The 20,106-nt window shown below is 70.6% G+C and carries 23 protein-coding genes; 12 read left to right on the top strand and 11 right to left on the bottom strand.

What is annotated here, in order from left to right:
* Positions 1-80: 80 nt before the first annotated feature.
* Positions 81-593: a YciI family protein gene (locus tag LRS14_RS02395; protein WP_310740788.1), complete on the top strand. Its 513-nt coding sequence runs from the start codon at positions 81-83 to the stop codon at positions 591-593.
* Between the two features lie 2 nt (positions 594-595).
* Positions 596-1,813 carry an RNA polymerase sigma factor gene (locus tag LRS14_RS02400; RefSeq protein ID WP_257798463.1) on the top strand — a complete coding sequence of 406 codons (1,218 nt, stop codon included), beginning with the start codon at positions 596-598 and terminating at the stop codon, positions 1,811-1,813.
* Positions 1,814-1,900: 87 nt separating this feature from the next.
* Here the strand turns inward: LRS14_RS02400 and LRS14_RS02405 are convergent, their stop codons facing one another.
* The 3 genes from LRS14_RS02405 to LRS14_RS02415 are packed head-to-tail and all read right to left on the bottom strand — an operon-like array spanning position 1,901 to position 3,239.
* Positions 1,901-2,281 (bottom strand): nuclear transport factor 2 family protein, encoded by a 381-nt coding sequence (locus LRS14_RS02405; RefSeq protein WP_257798464.1) that lies wholly within the window; start codon positions 2,279-2,281, stop codon positions 1,901-1,903.
* Positions 2,282-2,291: 10 nt separating this feature from the next.
* On the bottom strand, positions 2,292-2,906 hold the full coding sequence (locus tag LRS14_RS02410) for an NADPH-dependent F420 reductase (RefSeq protein WP_257798466.1): 615 nt from the start codon (positions 2,904-2,906) through the stop codon (positions 2,292-2,294).
* A 27-nt stretch (positions 2,907-2,933) separates the two neighbouring features.
* Positions 2,934-3,239, bottom strand: a complete 306-nt coding sequence (locus tag LRS14_RS02415; protein ID WP_404977521.1) for an SDR family oxidoreductase — start codon at positions 3,237-3,239, stop codon at positions 2,934-2,936.
* Here LRS14_RS02415 and LRS14_RS02420 point away from each other — a divergent pair.
* The 4 genes from LRS14_RS02420 to LRS14_RS02435 all read left to right on the top strand — a co-directional run bounded on the left by LRS14_RS02420 (position 3,172) and on the right by LRS14_RS02435 (position 7,154).
* Positions 3,172-3,423, top strand: coding sequence for a hypothetical protein (locus LRS14_RS02420; protein WP_257800508.1), 252 nt, complete (start codon positions 3,172-3,174; stop codon positions 3,421-3,423). The genes LRS14_RS02415 and LRS14_RS02420 overlap by 68 nt on opposite strands.
* Before the next feature lies 1 nt (position 3,424).
* The gene (locus LRS14_RS02425) at positions 3,425-4,366 is read left to right on the top strand and encodes an SMP-30/gluconolactonase/LRE family protein (RefSeq protein ID WP_257798467.1); all 942 of its coding nucleotides are present in this window, start codon (positions 3,425-3,427) and stop codon (positions 4,364-4,366) included.
* A 94-nt stretch (positions 4,367-4,460) separates the two neighbouring features.
* Positions 4,461-5,459, top strand: a complete 999-nt coding sequence (locus LRS14_RS02430) for a porin (RefSeq protein WP_257798468.1) — start codon at positions 4,461-4,463, stop codon at positions 5,457-5,459.
* 24 nt (positions 5,460-5,483) lie between these two features.
* Entirely contained in the window at positions 5,484-7,154 is a 1,671-nt protein-coding gene (locus LRS14_RS02435) for a hypothetical protein (RefSeq protein WP_257798469.1), read from the top strand.
* Positions 7,155-7,241: 87 nt separating this feature from the next.
* Here the strand turns inward: LRS14_RS02435 and LRS14_RS02440 are convergent, their stop codons facing one another.
* Complete coding sequence (locus tag LRS14_RS02440) at positions 7,242-7,535, bottom strand: hypothetical protein (protein WP_046113560.1); 294 nt, start codon at positions 7,533-7,535, stop codon at positions 7,242-7,244.
* Between the two features lie 329 nt (positions 7,536-7,864).
* On the opposite strand from LRS14_RS02440, the gene LRS14_RS02445 reads away from it, so the two are divergent.
* Entirely contained in the window at positions 7,865-8,518 is a 654-nt protein-coding gene (locus LRS14_RS02445) for a PEP-CTERM sorting domain-containing protein (RefSeq protein WP_257798470.1), read from the top strand.
* Positions 8,519-8,549: 31 nt separating this feature from the next.
* Here LRS14_RS02445 and LRS14_RS02450 read toward each other — a convergent pair whose 3' ends face one another.
* On the bottom strand, positions 8,550-9,389 hold the full coding sequence (locus LRS14_RS02450; protein ID WP_257798471.1) for an SDR family oxidoreductase: 840 nt from the start codon (positions 9,387-9,389) through the stop codon (positions 8,550-8,552).
* 103 nt (positions 9,390-9,492) lie between these two features.
* On the opposite strand from LRS14_RS02450, the gene LRS14_RS02455 reads away from it, so the two are divergent.
* Complete coding sequence (locus LRS14_RS02455) at positions 9,493-10,395, top strand: LysR family transcriptional regulator (protein WP_257798472.1); 903 nt, start codon at positions 9,493-9,495, stop codon at positions 10,393-10,395.
* A 19-nt stretch (positions 10,396-10,414) separates the two neighbouring features.
* Here the strand turns inward: LRS14_RS02455 and LRS14_RS02460 are convergent, their stop codons facing one another.
* Positions 10,415-11,218, bottom strand: a complete 804-nt coding sequence (locus LRS14_RS02460) for a hypothetical protein (protein WP_257798473.1) — start codon at positions 11,216-11,218, stop codon at positions 10,415-10,417.
* A 148-nt stretch (positions 11,219-11,366) separates the two neighbouring features.
* Here LRS14_RS02460 and LRS14_RS02465 point away from each other — a divergent pair, with 148 nt between their 5' ends.
* Entirely contained in the window at positions 11,367-11,747 is a 381-nt protein-coding gene (locus LRS14_RS02465; protein ID WP_257798475.1) for a hypothetical protein, read from the top strand.
* A 53-nt stretch (positions 11,748-11,800) separates the two neighbouring features.
* On the opposite strand, the gene LRS14_RS02470 is transcribed toward LRS14_RS02465, so the two are convergent.
* From LRS14_RS02470 to LRS14_RS02485, 4 genes are all read right to left on the bottom strand, one after another.
* Positions 11,801-12,556 (bottom strand): restriction endonuclease subunit S, encoded by a 756-nt coding sequence (locus LRS14_RS02470; RefSeq protein ID WP_257798476.1) that lies wholly within the window; start codon positions 12,554-12,556, stop codon positions 11,801-11,803.
* A gap of 38 nt (positions 12,557-12,594) precedes the next feature.
* Positions 12,595-13,212, bottom strand: coding sequence for a hypothetical protein (locus LRS14_RS02475; protein ID WP_257798477.1), 618 nt, complete (start codon positions 13,210-13,212; stop codon positions 12,595-12,597).
* A gap of 15 nt (positions 13,213-13,227) precedes the next feature.
* Positions 13,228-16,926: a hypothetical protein gene (locus LRS14_RS02480; RefSeq protein WP_257798478.1), complete on the bottom strand. Its 3,699-nt coding sequence runs from the start codon at positions 16,924-16,926 to the stop codon at positions 13,228-13,230.
* 73 nt (positions 16,927-16,999) lie between these two features.
* Positions 17,000-17,338 carry a hypothetical protein gene (locus LRS14_RS02485; protein ID WP_257798479.1) on the bottom strand — a complete coding sequence of 113 codons (339 nt, stop codon included), beginning with the start codon at positions 17,336-17,338 and terminating at the stop codon, positions 17,000-17,002.
* A gap of 176 nt (positions 17,339-17,514) precedes the next feature.
* Between LRS14_RS02485 and LRS14_RS02490 the strand changes: the two genes are divergently transcribed.
* The 3 genes from LRS14_RS02490 to LRS14_RS02500 all read left to right on the top strand — a co-directional run bounded on the left by LRS14_RS02490 (position 17,515) and on the right by LRS14_RS02500 (position 19,473).
* A complete protein-coding gene (locus LRS14_RS02490; protein ID WP_046113569.1) occupies positions 17,515-17,988 on the top strand; it encodes a GFA family protein in 474 nt (157 codons plus the stop codon).
* Between the two features lie 61 nt (positions 17,989-18,049).
* On the top strand, positions 18,050-18,829 hold the full coding sequence (locus LRS14_RS02495) for a cytochrome c oxidase assembly protein (RefSeq protein ID WP_257798480.1): 780 nt from the start codon (positions 18,050-18,052) through the stop codon (positions 18,827-18,829).
* On the top strand, positions 18,826-19,473 hold the full coding sequence (locus tag LRS14_RS02500) for a cytochrome b (RefSeq protein ID WP_052736333.1): 648 nt from the start codon (positions 18,826-18,828) through the stop codon (positions 19,471-19,473). The genes LRS14_RS02495 and LRS14_RS02500 overlap by 4 nt, the downstream gene beginning before the upstream one ends.
* On the opposite strand, the gene LRS14_RS02505 is transcribed toward LRS14_RS02500, so the two are convergent.
* Complete coding sequence (locus LRS14_RS02505; protein ID WP_257800392.1) at positions 19,412-20,038, bottom strand: c-type cytochrome; 627 nt, start codon at positions 20,036-20,038, stop codon at positions 19,412-19,414. The two genes, LRS14_RS02500 and LRS14_RS02505, sit on opposite strands and share 62 nt — an antisense overlap.
* Between the last annotated feature and the right edge of the window lie 68 nt (positions 20,039-20,106).

Here is a 20,106-nt window from a genome sequence, read left to right on the forward strand (position 1 = left end):
CCGGCGGAGCTACCCGGAATCTTCCCGGGTCAGTCCTTTCACGCCGCTGTCAGGGTCACAGCGCACACCTGAAAAGCCTGATGACCAAGCCCAGCCTGTCGAAATCGCATCGACCCGGGTGTCATCCGGGTAGCAGCGTTCCGGTGGACTGGGCGGCGCAGACAGCCGCACGTCGCCAGCTGCTCGGTCGACATCCTTTCTTCCTCGATACCGCACCACGACAGGACCCCACCATGCACTACATGCTTCTGCTCAACGAACCCGCGAGTGAATTCGCCAAGCGCGACGACCCCGCGCAGGCTGGCGCCTACTGGGGCGGCTGGAATGCCTTCATCGGCGCCATGGCGCAGGCCGGCGTCATCGTCAAGGGCGATGGTCTGCACGGGCCGCACACGGCCACGACGGTGCGCATCCGCGATGGCAAGCGCGTGGTCCAGGACGGTCCGTTCGCTGACACCAAGGAGCAACTGGGCGGCTACTTCGTGATCGACGTGCCGGATCTGGACACCGCGCTGGCCTGGGCGGCCCGGGCGCCCTCGGCTTCGACCGCCTCGGTCGAAGTGCGGCCGGTGATGCCGCCCCCGGCGCCCTGAGCATGGACGACCCGCGTCGGGCCGCGGAAAAGGCGGCCCGGGCCTCCTACGGTCGCCTGCTGTCGATCCTGGCGGCGCGCTCGCGCGACATCGCGTCGTCTGAAGATGCACTGGCCGAAGCCTTCCTGGCCGCCTTGCGCAGCTGGCCGTCGGCGGGCGTGCCGCGCAACCCCGAGGCATGGCTGCTCACTGCCGCGCGCAACAGCGCCAGGAACACGGCCCGTCACCGGGCGGTGGTCGACGCGTCGGTGGCGGACCTGCTGCTGCTTCACGACGAAGCCGCACCCGAGCAGCCGGACATCCCCGACGACCGGCTGAAGTTGCTGTTCGTGTGCGCCCACCCGGCCATCGAGGAAGCCGCGCGCACACCGCTGATGCTGCAGACCGTGCTCGGCCTGGATGCGGCACAGATTGCGGCGGCCTTCCTGGTGGCCCCGGCGACCATGGGGCAGCGCCTGGTGCGCGCCAAGGCCAGGATCAAGGACACGGGCCTGCGCTTCGAACTGCCTGCGGCCGAGGACATGTCCTCCCGGCTGTCCGACGTGCTCGACGCCATCTATGCGGCCTACGGCACGGCCTGGGACGCGGTGGCCGGCGCCGACACCGGGCAGCAGGACCTGGCCGATGAAGCGTTGTTCCTGGGCCGGCTGCTGGTCGCCCTGTTGCCCGACGAGCCGGAGGTGCGCGGCCTGCTGGCGCTGCTGCTGCACTGCGAAGCGCGCCGCGCCGCGCGCAGGGGGCCGGACGGCAGCTTCGTGCCCCTGAAGCTGCAGGATACCCGGCTGTGGTCGCACGAGATGATCGTGGAGGCCGAGAACGAACTGATCGCGGCATCCCGCGCCGCGGTGTTCGGCCGCTACCAATGCGAAGCGGCGATCCAGTCGGTGCACGCACAGCGCGCCATCACCGGCCGCACCCGGCATGAGGCGCTGGTCGTCCTGTACGGGCTGCTGGCCGACCGCTGTCCGAGTACCGGGGTGCTGGTGGCGCGCGCTGCAGCCCTGGTGGACGCCGGCGCGCATCGGCAGGCCCTCGATCTGCTGCTCGGCCTGCCGCCGGCCAGCGTCTCCAGGTACCAGCCCTACTGGGTGACGTTGGCGCATGCGCGTGCGGCCGCAGGACAGCGTAGCGAGGCGTCCGAGTCCATGCAGACTGCGATCGGGTTGACGGAGGACGCCGCCGTCCGACGCTTCCTTGCCGACTGGCGCATGACGCCTTGAAGAGCTCTTGCGGACGGCCCGTTCCGTGTGGGTGAAGGGTGGCCGCCGAACGGATCGAAACAGGCGGTCATGCGCGCGATGTGCGCCTCATCGCCCGGGCGGCTCGATGAGCACCCACAGCCGCGCGATGCGGCCGTCGACGATCTCCGCCGTGTCGAAGCCCTGCACCACGGGTGGCTGGCCCGGTTCGCCGCCGGTCCAGCGCAGGGTGGCCATGCCGTGGTGGCCCGCTGCCATGCCTTGGGCGGCGAAGCGGAAGCGGGGCCCGAACTGCTGCAGCAGTTCGCCCGCAATGCGGTGGATGTCGCCACGCCCGTGCACCGGACCGGCGGGCTCGTACATCACGGGCGCTTCGGTGTACAGCGCCGCGATGGCATCTGCGCGCCTCGCATCGTCGCGCTCGTTGAACACACGCTCCAGGTTCGCCTGGAGCAGCGCGTCGACATCGGTGGGTGCTTCTCTGCTCATGTCGATGGCCTCAGGCAAAGCGCACCAGTTCCTGCGCGGCCAGCGGCCCGCCGGGAAACTGGCTCAGGCGGCCACCGCCGGCCAGGCTGCCGAGGTCGATGCCCGCGAAGCCCAGCGCCTGCACCAGCGTGCCCACGGCCTGCTTGGCGGCCGTGTCGTCGCCTGCCAGGAACAGCACACGCTGACCACCACGCTGCGCCGGATCACCTGCCACGAGGGCCGGCTTCAGGTGGTTGAAGGCCTTCACCACCCGGGCGCCCGGCACCAGGCTGGCGAACACCTCGCTGGAGCTGCGACCCTGCAGTTCCACCGGCTTGAACAGCGGTGCCTCGATCGGGTTGTTGGCATCGATGACGATGCGGCCATCGAAGTCGGGCAGGCCCGCCAGGGCGGCCGGCAGCTTCGACCAGTTGACGGCCACCAGCACCATCTGCTGCGCCGCCGCTTCCTCGCGCGTGCCGGCGCGCACGCTGGGGCCGATGGCCTGCACCAGGGCCTGCAGGCTCTGCGGCCCGCGGCTGTTGGACAGCACCGCCGGGATGTCGTGCCGGGCCAGGGCGTGGGCGAAGGCGCTGCCGATCTGGCCGGCGCCGATGATGCCGATGGAGGGCAGGGTGTTGCTCATGTTGAAGCTCCTTGGGTGGGTGGCGATTCAGGCGGTGAAGCCGCCGTCGGCCAGGATGTCGGCGCCGGTGACAAAACCGGCCTGCGGGCTGGCCAGGAAGGCGACCACGTTGGCGATGTCGTTCGGCTGGCCATAGCGGCCGACCGCGATCTGCGGCGTCAGCCGGCGGGCCAGCTCGCCATCGGCCGGGTTCATGTCGGTGCCGGTGGGGCCGGGGTGCACGGTGTTGACCGTGATGCCGCGCGGGCCCAGGTCCCGTGGCGGCGTGGCGGTGTACCCCGGCGACGTGATGGTGGGCGATGCCGAAGGCGTCGTGGTCATTCCCTCGGGCATCGCCAACGAGGTGGCTGCGGAAGCCTACGAGCAGACCATCTACGAAGACTGGGTGGCCGAGCGGCTGGGGCAGGGCGATGGCCTGTTCGGGCTGTATCCGCTGACCGACGATGCACTGCGGCCGCGCTTCCAGGCGTGGAAGGCGGCGCAGGCGGCCCGCTACCCCCACCGCGCCGCGGGCTGACATGCGGCACGTCTCCCGGCACCAGCACCTGGACGGGCGCGGCAGCGCCATGACCGAGTACCGCGTGCACAACCGCGTCGGCGAGAACCCGGTGTGGGACGCCGGCAGCGGCCGCCTGCTGTGGATCGACGTCCGGCGGCAGCAGCTGCTGTCCATCGACCCCCAGTCCGACGAGCCGACGGTGCAGCACTGGCAGCTGGACGAGCCGGTGGGTGCCATGGCGCTGTGCGCCGACGGCCGCGTGCTGCTGGCGCTGCGGCGGCGGCTGGTGCTGCTGGACCGGCGCGACGGCAGCCTGAAGCCGGTGGCCGAGGTGGACACCGAGCCACCGGGCAACCGGTTGAACGACGGCAAGGTATCGCCGGGCGGGGGCTGGTTCGTCTTCGGCTCGATGAACGACGGCAGCCACAAGCTGCCCACCGGCAGCCTCCATGTGCTGGGTGCCGACGGCCGCGTGCGCCGGTTGCGCGGCGGCCTGTGCGTGGCCAATGGCATCGCCTTCAGCCCGGACGGCCTGCAGATCTACTTCTCCGACAGCCATGCCGGGCAGGTGTGGGTCGCGCCCTGGGACGAGGCACGGGGCGACATGGGCGCGCCGCGGCACTTCGTGTTCAGCGGCGAGGCGGAGGGCCGGCCCGACGGCGCCGTGGTCAACCGCCGGGGCGACTACCTGTCGGCCGGCGTGTCCGCCGGGCGGCTCAACCGGTTCTCGGCCGACGGCCTGCGCCTGCCCGCGCTGCACCTGCCTTGCCGCGCGCCGACCATGTGCTGCTATGGCGGACCTTCGCTGCAGTGGTGGTTCGTCACCTCGCTGGTCCGCCCGGAGTGGACCGCCGGACCGCCGCAGGACGATGGGCAGCACGCAGGCAGCTGCGACGGCAGCCTGTTCCGCCTGGTGTCGGACGGTCTGGGCCTGCCGGCCGCCAGCTTCCGCTTCCTTTAGACAAGGCCGCGCCCGGCGCACGCCCAGCCAACGCGCACGTTCGCAAACATTTTATTAACTGGACTATCCATAGTCCGCGACCCTGGAGACAACGATGCAATACAGAGTCCTGGCGCTCGCAGCCCTGGCCGCCCTCACCGGCGGCACCGGCATGCCCGCGCATGCGCAGTCCAACGTCACGATCTACGGCCGCTTCGACCTGGGCGTCACGCGGCAGAACGACGGCACCTCCAGCTTGAGCGGCAGCAACGGCCGCCTGGGCCGCGAGGGCGAGCGCTGGGACGTGCGCCACGGCTCCGAGAGCCGGCTCGGCTTCCAGGGCGTGGAAGACCTGGGCAGCGGGCTGCGCGCGGGCTTCCAGATCGAGCATCGGTTCCGCAGCGACACCGGCGAGGCCGATCCGGTGTTCTGGAAGGCGCGCTCCTATGTGTACCTGGAGAGTGCACAGGTGGGCACGCTGTATCTCGGCCGCGAGTACGTGCCCGCGTTCTGGCCCGCCTTGAAGACCGACCCGTGGCTGTGGGACACGGTGGGCTCGCCCGGTCTCAACCACCAGTTCGCGACCTACCGCATCGACGGCCATGCGCGCGGCAACAACTCGGTGGGCTACAAGACGCCGAAGTGGAACGGCTTCAGCGCCAACGTGGCCGTGGCGGCCGGCGAGGCGGCACGCGACCGCTCCACCGGCGCCAACGTGGAATACGCCAGCGGTCCGCTGTACGCCGGCCTGGGCGTCGACCGCCAGAACGCCGACACGCGGGTGGTGGTGGCCGGTGCGGCCTATGACCTGGGCTGGGTGCGACCGATGTTCACCTACACCGATTCACGCGTGGCCGCCAAGGACGTGGTGAACCTGACCCTGGGCGCCTCCGCGCCGCTGGGCCGGGGCATCCTGCGCGCCGCCATCGCCCGGCTCGACCCGGACGGCGATGACAACAACATCACCAAGCTCGGCCTGGGCTACGAACACCTGCTGAGCAAGCGCACCTCGGTCTATGCCGACCTGGGTTCCGCCAAGCAGCAGGGCCGGCTGGCCGGCGTCGAGCGCACGCGCACCACCGCGGTGGACGTCGGCCTCAAGCATTCCTTCTGAACCCCCGAAGCGGAGACAGACAAGATGACCAAGCAACCTTCCTGGCTGCGCCGCGGCGCCGGCCTGCTGGCCCTGGCCGTGATGCTGCAGATCGCGGCCTGCGGCAACGACGACGATGACGAAGCGGTGGTGAACAACCCGCCGGTCAGCGCCTTCACGCGGTCCATCCTCGAGACCGATCCACCCAGCTATGCGGCGCTGGCGCCGGTCGATGCGGCCGGCTTCGAGCTGGCCGGTCGCATCAAGCCCCGCACGGTGGCGGAACTGCGCGCGCAGGGCCTGGACAGCCGGCTGATGATCGGTGGCGAGACCACCGACCGCAACTTCAGCACCTTCGCCAACTGGAAGGAGTTCCTCAATCCGCTGGGCGCCGGCGTGGTGCGCGTGCAGTCGGGCTGGAACGACGTCGAGAAGGTGATCGCGACGCCGGCGGTGTACGACTTCGCCAAGCTCGACGAGATCGTGGACGGCGCGGTGGCGCAGCAGCTGCGACCGTTCATGTTCCTCGGCTACGGCAACACACGCGATGGCTGCGTGGATTGCGGCGGTGCCGGCCTGGGTGGCGCCTTCCCCAAGGGTGCGGGCAAGGAGCGCTTCCTGCTTTTCGTGGAAGCCACGGTGAGCCGCTACAAGGACCGCGTCGACGACTGGCAGATCTGGAACGAGCCGATGACCGACCTGGAGAGCTACAAGGTGCTCAGCGTGGAGGTGGCGCAGGCCATCAAGCGCATCCAGCCGAAGGCGAAGATCTCCATCGGCTCCTGGTACACGGTGCACTATGTGCTGGGCTGCGTGGAGAACTGCAACGACAGCGCAGCCAACCAGCGCGACCGCGCCTACATCCTGGAGTCGCTGAAGTACTTCAACGACCACAAAGGGCCCACGGTGCCGGCGCAGGACGTGTACGTGTCCTTCCACCCGTATTCCACCAACGTCGACTACGACGCCAAGCCCTGGGACAAGCAGAGCGTGGACAACTTCCTGGCGCTGGTGCGGGGCTACGGCTTCAAGGTGCGCATGGACGAGAACGGCGCGCCTTCCACCCCCTGCCAGACCTACGCCATGTGCAACGGCGGCCGCCTGGCCTGGACCGAGAAGAACCAGGCCAAGTACAACCTGCGCCGCGTGATGGGCGACCTGGCGCGCGACATCGAGACCAGCATGTTCACCATCACCGACCTGCACTACAACGATGCGAAGAACACCAAGGGCCTGCTGACCACCGGCACCTGGGACCCCAACGACGACAGCGTGTTCACCAACGGCGACCAGTCGGTCAAGGGCAAGAAGATCGCCTTCGGTGCCTTCCAGAACGTGACGGCGCTGTTCGACGAGCGCACCACGGCGGTGGCCGACCATGGCTGCACCGTGCCGGCCGGCTACGTGGCACATGCCTGGCTGCAGAAGGACGGCAGCGGCCGCGAGCACACGGTGCTGGGCGTGTGGAGGATGACGCCGCTGCCGGTGGCCGACACCGCCGAGCCGCGGGCCGTGGTGTCCATCAGCTGCAGCAGGCTGGCCTGGCGCGAGACGCAGCGACCGCTCTACATCGATTTGATGGACGGCCGCACCTACCGCATGCCGGCTGCCGCCGTGGGCGCCGCGGCGGGCGGCGGCGTCAAGGTGGAGGTGCCGGTGGCCGACTGGCCGGTGCTGGTCGCCGATCCCGGCTTCGTGGCCCGGTCGCTGCGGTGATGGCCATGCCTGCGCATTCGCCCTTCCTGAACCTGATCGGCGGCGAGTGCATGCTGTGCAGGGTGCGGTGTGGTCTCGGCGCTGGCGCTATGCGGACAGGCGCTGCGTCACCGGCTGCTCGGTCGCGACGATCACGCCGATGAAGGTGGAGGCCTTGTCCACCAGCACGCGCACGCAGTCGGCGGTGGCGGCCGGCTGTCCGCACACGGCCACTTCCAGCTTCATCACGTCCTGCGCCGCATAGGCGTAGTCCACGTGCAGCAGGTCGAGGCCGCGGGCCGCGTACAGGCCGAGGATGCGGCACATCAGGCCGGCATCGCGGTCCATCAGGTAGGTCTGCACCAGGCGCGGTGCGCGGGAGAAGAGGTCTTGGGCGTTCATGCTGTCTTCCGGTGATCCACAAGGCGGGCGCGCGAGGCGCCGGCGGCGGTGCGCGTGGATCGAAGGACAGCGGACGGAAAGAAGCTGGCTGCAACATCGACCCGGCTGACCGGGACGACGCGCACGTGCCCGGTCAGCGCGGAATTCGAATGATCGCGATGAGGACCAGGGGCAGGCGGGCAGGCATGGCGCGAGTCTAAGCCAGCGCAGCGCCATGGATGCGGGTTCGTCGGGCGCAGGGGAATGTTCCGCCGTGGTCGCGCGTATGCCTGGGTGTGCCGGGGCGCATGGGGCGCCTGCAGCACATCCACATTGCAGGAGCGAGCAAGATGAAGACCCGGATCCTCGGCCAGTTGGCCTGTGCCGCGGCGCTGTGTGCCGTGCCCTTCGCCAGCCATGCCCTGAGCGGCATCACCGACACGGCGGGAGACTTCCTGCCCACCTTCGCCGGCAGCATCACCAGCACCGACCTGGACGTGCTGAGCGCCACCGTCACCTACGACGCCGGCAAGGACCTCTTCGAACTCACCAGCACCATGGCCGGCGCGATCGGCTCCACCGACAAGGGCTTCTACGTGTGGGGCGTCAACCGCGGCAGCGGCGTGGCTAACTTCCAGGCCAGCGGCATCACCGGCGTGCGCTTCGACAGCGTGGTGCTGCTGCGTCCCGATGGCACCGGCAGCATCGGCGGCGTGGGCCTGGCGCCCGGCTCGGTGAAGATCGCCGGCAACACCATCACCGGCTACGTCAGCGGCTCGCTGCTGCCTTCCACCGGCTTCAACAAGCTGGACTACACCTGGAACCTGTGGCCGCGCGACGGCGCCTTCACCGGCTTCGCCGCCATCTCGGACTTCGCGCCGGACAACGCCAACTTCACCAGCACCGCCGGTGTGCTGGCCGTGCCGGAGCCCGGCACCACGGCATTGATGCTGGCCGGCCTGGGGGCCGTCGGCCTGCTGGCCCGGCGCCGCCGCCCCGCCTGAGGGCGCAGCGCCTGCCGCTTCGGTCGGCCGCTCAGCCGTCGATGTCCGCCGAGAAGGCCAGTGCCTGCTGCGCCTGCAGTTCCCGGCAGCGCAGCTGCAGGGCGGCGTGGATGGAGGCATAGGCGGTGCTGCCGAGCGCCAGGCGCCGCAGGCCGGGCGTGCGTTCGTCGGCGGCCGCGATCATGGCCGCGACGGTGCGCTGCGCATCGCCGCGCAACGCAAAGCCACCGCTGGTGAAAGCCCGTCGCAGGGCGCCCGCTGGCGTCGGCTCGTAGGCGGGCAGGGGCTCGGCCTGGTCCAGCGCCGAGCCGAATCCGGTGGCGGTGGGACCCGGCTCCACCAGCAGGAAGTCGATGCCCAGGCCCTGCACTTCCTGCGCCACGGATTCCACGAAGCCTTCGATGCCCCACTTCGTCGCGTGGTACAGGCTGAAGCCGGGGTAGGCGATCTGCCCGCCTTCCGACGACACCTGCAGCACCTGGCCGCCGCCTTGCGCACGCAGCAGCGGCAGGCAGGCCCGGATGAGCTGGATCGAACCCAGCAGGTTGGTCGCGATCTGCCGGTCGATCTGCGCGTCGCTCAGTTCCTCGGCCGCTCCGAAGAGGCCGTAGCCGGCATTGCTCACCACCACGTCGATGCGGCCCATGCGCTGGAAGGCCTCGGCCGTCACTGCGCGGATCGCCTGCACGTCGGTCACGTCCAGCGGCAGCACGGCCAGGCGGTCGCCATGCCGGGCTTCGAGCGTCGAGAGCGCGCCTTGCCGGCGCACCGTGGCCACGACGCGGTCGCCGCGGGCCAGCAGGGTGTCGGTCAGTCCGAGGCCGAGGCCGGAGGAGGCGCCGGTGATGAACCAGGTCTTGGGGGTCGTCATGGTGTACTTCCAGGAGGGGTGGGCAGGAGCCTGCATTCTGGAAATCCAGCGCCGCCCGCGGAAGCCAGCCCGGGCGGCATGAGCCCGTGAGGAGAATTCACCAATGGCAAAGGCCACCTTGGCCGACCTGGTCGCCTTCCAGACCGTCGCGGCGCATCGCAGCTTCCGGCAGGCCGCCGATGCGCTCGGCCAGTCGCGCTCCGCCCTCAGCCATGCCATGCGGGGACTGGAGGCGCAGCTGGGCGCACGGCTGCTCAACCGCACCACCCGCAGCGTGGCACCGACGGAGCTGGGCCAGCGGCTGCTGGAGCGCATCGGTCCGCTGCTGCGCGAGCTGGACGATGCGCTGGCACAGGTCTCCCAGGCGCAGGGCCGGGTGCGCGGCACCCTGCGCATCAACACCAGCGAGTCCGCCGCCCGCCTGCTGCTGCAGCAGGTGGTGCCGCGCTTCCTTGCGGCGCATCCGGACGTGGAACTGGACCTGGTGGCCGATGGCCGGCTGGTGGATGTGGTGGAGCAGGGCTTCGACGCCGGCATCCGCCTGGGCGAATCGCTGCCGCAGGACATGGTGGGCGTGCCCATCGGCGGCCCGCTGCGGTTCATCGCGGTGGCCTCGCCGGGCTACCTGGTGGATCGTGCGCCGCCGGCCTTGCCGGAAGACCTGCGCCAGCACCGCTGCATCCGGCAGCGGCTGCCCAGCGGCAAGCGCTACCGCTGGGAGTTCATGCAGCACGGCCAGGAGGTCGCCGTCGACGTGCCCGGCGCCCTCACGCTGGACAACGTGCCGTTGATGGTGGAGGCCGCGCTCCGCGGCCTGGGCATAGCCTACGTGCCCGAGACCGCCGCGCAGGCCGAGCTCGACGCAGGCCGGCTGGTGCGCGTGCTGGACGACTGGTGCCCGCCGGTGCCCGGCCTGTTCCTGTACTTCCCTGCCAACCGCCACATGCCGGCGCCGCTGCGGGCCTTCGTCGATCTGCTGGGCGCGGCGCAGCCGGGGCCGGCCTAGCGGGGCCGGCAGGCCGCCTTCATGGGCTCGACCTGCGCGACGCACTGCGCCTGCGCGCCGAGGTGCTGCCGAGGATGCGCGCCAGCTCGTCCCTGAGCCATGCGCTGGCCTCGTCCAACGGTGCCTCGAACTCCGCCTGGTAGGCGGTGGCCGGGCCCATGAAGTCGGCCAGGCGCGGCAGCCGGGAGATCGCCTGCCAGACGAAGGCGGGCAGGGCCGGGGGCACCTGCTGGCCCAGGTCCTCGCCGAACTGCTTCATCAGCACCCTGGCGCGCTCCTCGTAGCCGCGCTGCTGGTCGGACAGCGCCTTGTAGTGGTCGCGGAACTCGGTCGTCAGCGTCTCCACGAAGTGGTCCATGCGCCGCACCTGGCGGGTGACCTCCGAGCGGGTCGCCTCGTCGATGCCGTCCGTCCTGCGCTCCAGCGCCCGGATCACGTTGCGCAGCTGCACCCGCGCCAGGATCAGGGCGCGCATTTCCTCGCCATAGGTGGCCACCGACTGGTGGGCCGGGATCAGGATGCGGGCGCGCGCGACCTCGTCGAACACGCCCTTGAGGTCTGCCAGCACATGGGTCACGAAGGCAGCCGCATCCTCCTGCCGGCGCTTGAAGGCCGCCACCTCGTCGAGCTGCATCTTCAGCAGGCCACCCAACAGGCCGGCGAACACCAGCGTGATGGCGGCGGTGTACAGCGTCTTGCGCAGCTCGCCGTCGTCGATCGCCATGCCGATGCCAATGGCCAGCGCCGCCGGAATGCCCACCAGCAGGCAGGCGGCGGCGAGCGTGCGCCGCCTTGCCGTGGCCTCGAAGTGCTTGCCGTCCATGCACGTGGTTGTGCGCCTGTTCCTGCGCTCCGTCAATCCGCAGGCCGGCTGCTGAACTGCGGGCGATAGACTGGCCCCAGAACCTCGACGTCGTCCTGCGACCACCGGCCGCCGGCCCGGCGTCGACCAGCTCCACGAAGGAACAGCAGTGCGTTGGAAGAAGATCCTGGTGTCGGTGGCCGCGGCGTGGACCTGGTGCGTTGCCGCGGTGGCCGCACCGCCGACGGACGGCCATGCGGTCATCGTGCATTTCCGCTACGGCAGCACCAACCTGGACGCCTTGTCGAAGGCCGAAAGCCAGCTGGCGGCGGCGATCGAGGCGGCAGGTGTCGGCCAGCTGGACGGCTACGACGTGGCGGTCGATGGCAGCAATGGCCGGTTCTACCTGTACGGCCCGGATGCCGACCGGCTCCTGCGCGCCGTCGAACCCGTGCTTGCGCGATTCGAGTTTGCCAAGGGCGCGACCATCCTGCGCCGGTATGGACCGCCCGAGAAGGGCGTGCGCACGGTGGAGACCAAGCTGCCCTAGGGCGGTTCGCGCCAAGCCCGCACGGCCTCGGCGCGTGCCGCCTTGGCCTGCGCTCAGTAGAACGGCCTGTCCTGCGCGCGTGACTTCAAAAAGGCCTCGCGCTCGATGCCGCTGAAGAGGTCGCACCACAGGCCGTGCGTGGACTCGGTGCCGCCATGCAGGCGATGGCAGCGCTTGGCATAGGCGTCGATCGGCGCCAGCTCGGGCGTCGAGGCCCGCGGCAGGAACTTGGTCAGCTCGGCATACGACCGCTGCCGCTGATCGGCCGATTGCGACATCAGCATCTCCAGGTGCGCGCCCAGGTCCGCCAGCACCGAATACCGGGTCACCGCGGCGCCGTTGCGGTCCACCCACTTGCGCAGCGCGAACAGCGCATCCAGCAGCAGCTGGCGGATCTCCTCCCGGTCGGCGCGGTCCTGCTCGCTGCGTTCGATCGCCTCGGACAGCTTGGCCAGCCGACGTTCGTACTCCGCGTCGGCCTCCTCCAGCTTCAAGGTCATGTTCTCCATTTCCTTGAGGCGCAGCGCGAACCAGGTGGTGCCCACGCTGAGGATGAGCGCCACCGCCGCCACCGCGGTGCCGATGGCCGTCATCGCATTGCCCACGGTGGCACTGGCGTCCGACATGGACACGGGCGAAGCCGGCACCGAGGCCGCCGTGTCCGCGGGCGCCGAGGCTGCCGTGGGCTGCATCAGCCGCTTGACGTCCGGGAACACAGAGGCGGTCACCTGCGCACTCAGGCTCAGCATCACGGCCAGCATGGCCGCGCTGGCCAGCACGCCGCCGGCCACCAGGGCCAGCACCGCCACGCGCCTGGCCCCTCCGCGACGATGCCCGGCCGGCTGGTTCATCGCAGCGCGCGGCCGCTGTCGGCCCTGGCCCGTGCCGCGCGGCGCGAGAGGTTCTTCACCCAGCGGCAGAAGGCCTCGTCGGGCATGTCGGCATCGGCGGAGGCGCCCTTGAGCAGCACGTCCAGCTGGGCGAGCACCTCCTGGTCGATGTGCTTTTCCACCGTGCCGGTGTGGTCGGTGAGCGTGGTCAGCACGGCGATGGGATGCTGCTCGAACGCGCTCAGCCAGGGTGGCCGCTGGCCTGCATAGCGGCGGTTGCGCATCAGGCCGATCAACTGCGCGCCGGCGTCCAGCGGCAGCACCTTCTCGCTGCTGAACTGCGGCGCCAGCTCGCCGAAGTTCCAGCCGCCGTCCTGGCCGTCCTCGCGCCACAGCACGTCGATGAGGAAGGCATCGATGTGGTCGGGATCGTGCAGCGGCTTGTCGCAGCGCCTTTGCAGCTGCTCGCGCAGGCCGGCCAGGTCGCGCACCTCGATCAGGCAAATCCGCTCGATGCGGTCGGTGGTGTAGAGGTAGCGCAGCCAGGTCTGCAGGCGTTCCCGTTCCGACGAGGCGCCTTCGGCCCGTGGCCGCAGGTCGTCGTCGAACCACAGCAGGTTGATGCGTTCGGACATGTCCAACTCCTCCTGTCAGTAGAAGCCCTTGCCGGCCGGGCGCGCGCTGGCCACCGCAGCGGATGAGAAGACGAGCCTGACGTTGTAGCGGGCGGTGCCGCGCTGCACACCCTGGCCGTCGACCTTGAGGGTGGCGCCCATCGGCTTCGGCTCGATCGAGAACTCGATGTCCATCACGTTGCACAGCAGCTTGGCGCCCCACAGGCCCAGGCCGTGGCCATGGCTGTCGGACGTGGCGCGGCGGTCGGAGGCGAGCTGGCGCGCCACCTTGCCCGCCGTGCCCTGGCCGCCCACGGCCAGCAGCTGTTCCTGGCTGTCCTGGTCGCTCTGGTAGGGGCCTTCGTTGACCATCAGCAGCGTGCGCGTGTCGTGGTCCCAGCTCACGGTGAAGCTGTCGCCGGTGGTGTACTTGGCCGCGTTGTGCACCAGGTCGCGCAGCACGATGCGCAGCCACTGGCCGGGCACGTTCAGCTCCAGGTTCTCGGGCACGTCCAGCCGGCGGCTGCGGCGATGCTTGAACTCATGGGCGAAGCGCAGGATGGTCTCCTCCAGCAGCGCATGGATGCGCACCCGCTCCGGCGCCGCGGTGAGCGACACGCCCGGCAGGGCGCTGAGCTCCCGGTACTCGTGCATGACGTTGGACAGCAGCCGCAGGTTCTGCTCCCAGTTGGGCGAGGCGGCCAGCGACAGCGTCTCCCAGGCATCCGCCACGTTGAGCTGCGCCGTGCGCAAGGCCTCGCGGTAGTCGCCGTTGAAGTGGGGCGACATGACCTTGTCCAGCATGTGGCGCACGCCGCGCCCGGGCGCCAGGGCCACCTCCAGGCGCTGGCGCAGGCGGGTCATGTTGTCGCGCACCGCGATCAGCTCGGCGCGGCCGGCATGGATGAGGTAGCGGCGCGCATCCACCTCGGGGTTGTTCAGCACCTCGGCCTGGCGGAACAGGTAGGGCAGGTAGGTCTGCATGTGCGCCACCACCGAGGCCCAGCCGCGGTCCCAGGGCTGCAGTTCGCGCAGCGGGTCGCGCTGGCTGTCGCCCTTGTCATGCAGCGTCACCACGCCCACGGTGCTCCAGCCGGCCGGCTCGGGCAGCATCAGGGCGAAGGACATGATGTCGTGCAGCGCATAGCCGCCTTCGCCGGGCGCGCCGTAGATGCGGGCGCGGGTGCGGTGGGTGGGGTTGAGGGCGTCGGTCGATTGGCTGTCGTAGCAGTCGCGCCCCAGCCGCACGCCGCGCCGGCTGGCGGTGTCGGCGTCGTAGCCGGAGGTGGTGGCGGCCCGGGCATCGAAGTGGCCCTGCACGAAGCGCCCCAGCGGATTGGCCTCGGCGCGTTCGGCACGCGCCACGTCGATGGCCATCGCGGCAAAGGGCCGCGCGACACAGTCCGCTGGCGGCTCGGTCCGCGGGCTGTACTGGAACTCCCGCGCGAACTCCGGCGGGGCGCCGTCGAAGTTGAACAGGCCGTTCCAGTTGTGGCCCACCAGCTGGAAGCGGTTGGGATTGCTCGCGCTCTGCAGCCAGATGTGCGCCACCGGGCACAGGAACACATTGGCCAGGCAGCGGGAGACATCGCGCAGCGGACTCACGGCCGGATTGCCGCCGCGCCGCTGGAATTCATGCAGGCCGCGGCGTGCGAACAGGTAGTTCAGCCGCCGCATGTGCCAGACCTGGTTCTGGTGGTTCATGCAGGCGGCCATCAGGCCGGTGGTGCGGCGCAGCGGCCAGAACAGCCGCGGCTCGAACTGGCCCTTGACCAGGCCCAGCAGCGTGACCACGCCGATCACCCGCCCGTTGACCAGCAGCGGCGCGGCCAGCGCATCGACCGGCCGCGGCTCCGCATAGTTGAGCAGGTAGGTGGGCACGCCCAGGTCGTCGGCGGGCTCGCCGCCGGGCGCCGGCTGCGCTTCCACCGGCACGACACGCTGGCGGGGCGGCGATCCCTTGCGCTGGCCGGTCTCCAGGCCCGGCACCGGCGGCGGATCCTCCTGCCCGCTGGCCGCCACCCGGTAGGCCTGCGCGGCCGAGCGGGCGCGCTGGTTGGCCGGGCAGTCGTTGTCGCTGCGCGGGCCGGGCGACCAGGCCCAGCGGTCCAGCTGCTCCCACACCGCATGCCCCTGGGCGCGGTGCGCGGCATGGCGTGCATAGTCGCCCACCGGCAGCAGCCGCGGCGGCGCCTGCGCATAGTCCAGCCAGTAGATGGCGGCGGCGTCGGCCCGCGTCATGCTCACCAGGTAGCGGCAGATGCGGCCGCCGAAGCCGCGCAGCAGGTGCTCGGCCTCGTCGCGGCGCACCGCGGGCCGGCCGTGGGCATCCTCCCTGGGGAATTCGTCGGCGCCGATGTAGACGTCGCGCGGTGCATGGCGGCTCAGCAGGTTGTTGATGGCGATGACCTGGGAGGACCACATCGAGTTCTGGCGTTCGCGCAGGCGGCTGTAGTAGCGCTCCGGGCGGTCGATGCGGTAGGCATCGAACTCGGCGCCGCGCATGGCCGCGCCGTGCTCGGCATCGATGCGCCGCAGCAGGTCGCCCAGCGCCAGGGCGCGTGCAGCCCCGCCGGCCCGCGTGACCAGGCTGACGCGCACGCGCGGCTTGGTGCGGCGGTCCACCGGGCTGTCGGTGTCCAGGTCCACCAGCAGGGCCGGCACGTCGTTGCCATGGCTCAGCAGCACCTGCTGGCCGCTGCGCATCTCCGGGATGAGCACGTCGTCCCAGCGCGCCAGCCAGGCGCACAGGGCGGCCACCAGTTCCCAGTCGGGCCGGGTCATCGCGTCGGCATCCGCCGCGTCCAGGATGCGCGCATTGCGGAACAGCTCCAGCGTGTGCGCCGTGGTGGCCACGCGCAGGCTGGCCTCCGAAGGCGTGAGGCCGATGCGGGTGCCGAGGGCGTCCTTCAGTTCCTCGCGCAGCGGCACGGTGTGCATGCGGCCGTCGCGGTCGCGGTCGATCTGCACCACATGCTCGACGAAGCGCTCGAAGCGGTCGCAGAAGGCATCGTGGTCCGGCGCCTCGTCGGTGTCCTCGGCGGTCACGAAGTACGGGCCCACCACCGGCAGGCACAGCTGCTCCACGCCATCCGGGCGCATCAGCAGGAAGCTGCGCAGCGTGCGCACCTCCAGGCCGGTCACGTTGAGGGCGCCGGCCAGCACCGCATCCGGCTTGCCGAGCTGGGCCACATGCTTCCAGGTCCACATCAGCACATACAGGGCCCAGTGGTCCTGCATGCGGCACAGCGCATGGGCGGGCAGGGGATTGCCCATCTCGGTCAGCCAGATCTTGCGCTCGACGTAGGGCAGCAGCGCCAGCGCGCCCTGCAGCCAGTGCGGCGGCAGCGAGGGTGGCGGCGGCGCCAGCGCCACGGGCAGCTGCAGGATCCAGTCCCGGGCCAGCGCCAGCACCGCGGGATCGGCCAGGCTGGGATAGTCGGCCGCGCGCATCTCGGGTGCGTCGGCCGCCAGCACGGCGCGGATGCTGGGTTCCTCGAGCACGCCGGCGACCACCCGCGGCAGATGCGCCAGGCGTTCCGGCAGCAGCAGCCGCAGCGGCACGTTGTGCGCGTAGGCGATGGTGTCGATGGCCACCTGCAGGCGGTGGTGGCCGCGGCGCCGGGCTTCCTCGGCCGCCGGCCCGGTGCCTGCCGGCGTGATCCACCGTCCGACGCGCAGGGCCTCCGCCGGGGCGGACCGACCCTCCTCGAGTTGCACAGGAACGACCGTCATGGCGCACTCCTCGCTTGCGCGGCGATTGTAGGAAGTGGCTTCGTTCGCACAAGCCGGGCCGAAAGCCGGTGCTTCACAGGCGGAAGACGAGGATCAGCACGGCGGTGGCACCGCACATGAAGGCATTGCAGGCGCACACGACGGCGGCCCGGTTCATGCGCTGGCCGTTCTGCTCATGCAGCCAGGCGGCCATCGTCAGGTTGGCGCCGAACCAGGTGCCCCAGGTCCAGAGCGAATGCTGGCTGGAGTCGCCGCTGACGAAGATGGCCCAGGCGGTCGGCACGTAGGCCAGCACCCGCACCGAGTTGAACAGCGTGAACAGCCAGGTCAGCAGCCGCAGGTAGACCGTTCTCCTGGTGGATGGCGCACCGGGCAGGGCGGTGGCTTGCGCTGCGGGCAGGCGGGAGATCATGGTCGACTTCCTCTCGGTGCGGACGCGGGCCGCAACCTCGCCGCCCGCCGAGACCAGCATCGGCGCTGGCTGCCCGCTTTTCGCCCTCCATCGGTGGGAGGGAGCTCCCCTCTTTGGTGGCGGGTCGCCTGCCATGGCATGCTTGCCGCGTCGAAGATCCCGCCAGGAGTTTTGCGATGGAGCCATCGACCGACACCTCAGAGTCCCGGTCCCTGACCGGCCGCTGCCTGTGCGGCGGCGTGACCATCACCGTGGCAGGTGCCCACGATCCGCGCGTGGGCGCCTGCCACTGCCGGATGTGCCAGCGCTGGTCGGGCGGGCTGTTCCTGTGCTTCGAGGCGGATGCCGAGGCCGTCACCGTCCACGGCGAGGTCAGGCGCTACCGGTCCTCCTCCTTCGCCGAGCGCGCCTTCTGCCCGCAGTGCGGCTCCCACCTCTGGTTCAACGACGTGGAGGAGGGCGGCGAGCCCCGGCACTACGAGCTGATGCCCGGGCTGTTCGATGCGGCCCGCGGCTGGCCGCTGCGCTCGGAGATCTACGTGGACCGGGCGATGGCCTCGCTGCGGCTGGCAGGCGACCACCGGCGCAAGACCCGGGCCGAATACGAGGCCGACAACCCGTCCGTCGCCGGCGACCTGGACACGGCCTGACCCGGCAGGCCCGACCGCTACACTGGTCCGAACGAAGTTGCAGTTGCCCAGCCCACACGCCATGCAAGAAGTTCGCAGGTGGATCCCTTATTGCGGCGAGGCGCCGTCGCCCGAAGCCTGGCTGGGGCGGTGGAACGACGACCCGCTGCTGTGGTCCGTGCTGGCGCTGCTGGCGGTGGCCTTGTGGTGGCCCGCACGAACAACCTCCGCGCTGCCGACGGCCGCCAGCGCGTCGCGGCGCACCGCGCTGCGCTGGGCCTGGGCCTTCACCGCGCTGCTGTACCTTTCGCCGCTGTGCGCCCTCAGCTCCGCCTTCTTCACCGTGCGGGTGGTGCACCACATGGCGCTGGTGCTGGTGGTGGCGCCGCTGCTGGCCCATGGCCTGGAGCCGGCGCTGCGCCGGCTGCCGGCGCCGCTGTGGCCCTGCACCGCCATCGCGGCGCTGGCCTTCTGGACCTGGCATGTGCCGGCGCCGTATGCGGCGGCACTGTCCTCCCATGCGGTGTATGCGCTGATGCAGCTGTCCATCGCCGGCAGCGCGCTGGCCTTCTGGCTGGCGGTGCGCCGCAGCGGGCCGGCCGAGGCGCTGGCGGCCATCCTGGTGACCACCGTGCTGATGGGCCTGCTGGGTGCGCTGATCACCTTCGCGGCGCGGCCGCTGTACGAGCCGCACATCGCCTCCACGCTGGGCTGGGGCGTCTCACCGCTGGAAGACCAGCAGCTGGCCGGCATCGTGATGTGGGCGCCCGGCAGCATCGCCTACCTGCTGGCCGCGGTGTGGATCGGCTGGCGCTGGATGCGGGTAGAGCGTGACCGCCGGCTGCGCGTGGAGCCGGCATGAACTTGGTCGGCATCATCGAATGGGCGGAGGGCTACAACCGGCGCGGCCTGTATTCGCCCATCGGCGTGGCCTTCCACTGGATCATGGCGGCGATGATGTTCTTCCAGATCGGCCATGGCTGGTACCTGGCCTGGCTGCCCGCCGGCGGCGACAAGTACCTGGGCTACCAGACCCACACGCAGATCGGCCTGACCCTGATGGCGCTGGGCTCGCTTCGATTTTTCTGGAAAAGCCAGATCAAGGGCCCCGAGACGGTGGAGGAGGATTCCTTCGAGGGCCGCGCCAGCCGCCTGCTGCAGAACTGGTTCTATTTCAGCTTCTTCGCGCTGCCCATCAGCGGCTGGGTGATGTGGTCCACGCTGCCCAGCGACCTGCCGCTGCTCATCGCCGGCATCGTGCCGTTTCCCAACCTGCCGTTCGACCAGCTCTCCGAGGCGCTGCAGCTGCGCCTGATGCGCTGGGCGGCCACCGCCCACCTGTGGATCGTCTGGATCACCACGCTGGCCATCCCCGGCCATGCCGGCGCGGCGGTGCTGCACTACGTCATCAAGAAGGACCGGGTGCTGCAGTCGATGCTGGACATCAACGGGCCGGGGATGCCGGGCGTGCTGGGATCGCGGACAGATAAAGGCTCAGCTGCCTGACCTCGGCGGCCTCCAGCTGCTGCGCCGCCTTCAACATTGCATGGTCGCCATCGTTCCGCCGCTTCGATTGCTGCCAGTCCTGCAACTGCTGGGCGAGATAGAACGCGGGCTGCCCGTTCAGCGGCGGTGCCTGCGCGGTGCCCACGCCCTCGGCGCCATGGCAGCTCTGGCAGGCCCGGACATACAGCGCGGCCGTGCCAGCGGCGGCCTGCTCGGTGGTGGCCGGCGGCAGGCCGGCCGGCGGCAGGCCGGCATAGTGGTTGGACACCAGCACCCGCTCGTCGCTGTCGAGGAACTGCGCCACGTCCATCATCAGCGCATGCGGTCGCAGCCCGGCGGCAAAGTCTTCCATCTGCTTTTGCAGGTAGCCCGCCGGCAGGCCGGCCAGACGCGGTGCGTCGAAGCCGTTGCCTTCGCCCCGCGCGCCATGGCAGGTGACGCAGGCGTAGCGCGCGCCGCCCTCGCCGCCGCTCATCGCGATCAGCTCGCCGCCGCGGCCGAAACGATCGTCGCTGGGGGTCATCCGGTCGGTGCAGGCCGACGCGGGCACCAGGAATGCCAGCACGATGGCCAAGCGGGCACATCGACGGCGTTGAACGAGCAGGGGGAATGAGTTGTTGAACATCGGGTCCG

The organism is Aquincola sp. J276 (assembly GCF_024700035.1).
GTDB lineage: Bacteria > Pseudomonadota > Gammaproteobacteria > Burkholderiales > Burkholderiaceae_C > Aquincola > Aquincola tertiaricarbonis.

Bases quoted from the DNA above. Each gene is read 5' to 3' on its own strand.
- LRS14_RS02395 (WP_310740788.1), top strand. From the start codon at position 81: ATGACCAAGCCCAGCCTGTCGAAATCGCATCGACCCGGGTGTCATCCG.
- LRS14_RS02400 (WP_257798463.1), top strand. From the start codon at position 596: ATGGACGACCCGCGTCGGGCCGCGGAAAAGGCGGCCCGGGCCTCCTAC.
- LRS14_RS02405 (WP_257798464.1), bottom strand. From the start codon at position 2,281: ATGAGCAGAGAAGCACCCACCGATGTCGACGCGCTGCTCCAGGCGAAC.
- LRS14_RS02410 (WP_257798466.1), bottom strand. From the start codon at position 2,906: ATGAGCAACACCCTGCCCTCCATCGGCATCATCGGCGCCGGCCAGATC.
- LRS14_RS02415 (WP_404977521.1), bottom strand. From the start codon at position 3,239: ATGCCCGAGGGAATGACCACGACGCCTTCGGCATCGCCCACCATCACG.
- LRS14_RS02425 (WP_257798467.1), top strand. From the start codon at position 3,425: ATGCGGCACGTCTCCCGGCACCAGCACCTGGACGGGCGCGGCAGCGCC.
- LRS14_RS02430 (WP_257798468.1), top strand. From the start codon at position 4,461: ATGCAATACAGAGTCCTGGCGCTCGCAGCCCTGGCCGCCCTCACCGGC.
- LRS14_RS02435 (WP_257798469.1), top strand. From the start codon at position 5,484: ATGACCAAGCAACCTTCCTGGCTGCGCCGCGGCGCCGGCCTGCTGGCC.
- LRS14_RS02440 (WP_046113560.1), bottom strand. From the start codon at position 7,535: ATGAACGCCCAAGACCTCTTCTCCCGCGCACCGCGCCTGGTGCAGACC.
- LRS14_RS02445 (WP_257798470.1), top strand. From the start codon at position 7,865: ATGAAGACCCGGATCCTCGGCCAGTTGGCCTGTGCCGCGGCGCTGTGT.
- LRS14_RS02450 (WP_257798471.1), bottom strand. From the start codon at position 9,389: ATGACGACCCCCAAGACCTGGTTCATCACCGGCGCCTCCTCCGGCCTC.
- LRS14_RS02455 (WP_257798472.1), top strand. From the start codon at position 9,493: ATGGCAAAGGCCACCTTGGCCGACCTGGTCGCCTTCCAGACCGTCGCG.
- LRS14_RS02460 (WP_257798473.1), bottom strand. From the start codon at position 11,218: ATGGACGGCAAGCACTTCGAGGCCACGGCAAGGCGGCGCACGCTCGCC.
- LRS14_RS02475 (WP_257798477.1), bottom strand. From the start codon at position 13,212: ATGTCCGAACGCATCAACCTGCTGTGGTTCGACGACGACCTGCGGCCA.
- LRS14_RS02480 (WP_257798478.1), bottom strand. From the start codon at position 16,926: ATGACGGTCGTTCCTGTGCAACTCGAGGAGGGTCGGTCCGCCCCGGCG.
- LRS14_RS02485 (WP_257798479.1), bottom strand. From the start codon at position 17,338: ATGATCTCCCGCCTGCCCGCAGCGCAAGCCACCGCCCTGCCCGGTGCG.
- LRS14_RS02490 (WP_046113569.1), top strand. From the start codon at position 17,515: ATGGAGCCATCGACCGACACCTCAGAGTCCCGGTCCCTGACCGGCCGC.
- LRS14_RS02495 (WP_257798480.1), top strand. From the start codon at position 18,050: ATGCAAGAAGTTCGCAGGTGGATCCCTTATTGCGGCGAGGCGCCGTCG.
- LRS14_RS02500 (WP_052736333.1), top strand. From the start codon at position 18,826: ATGAACTTGGTCGGCATCATCGAATGGGCGGAGGGCTACAACCGGCGC.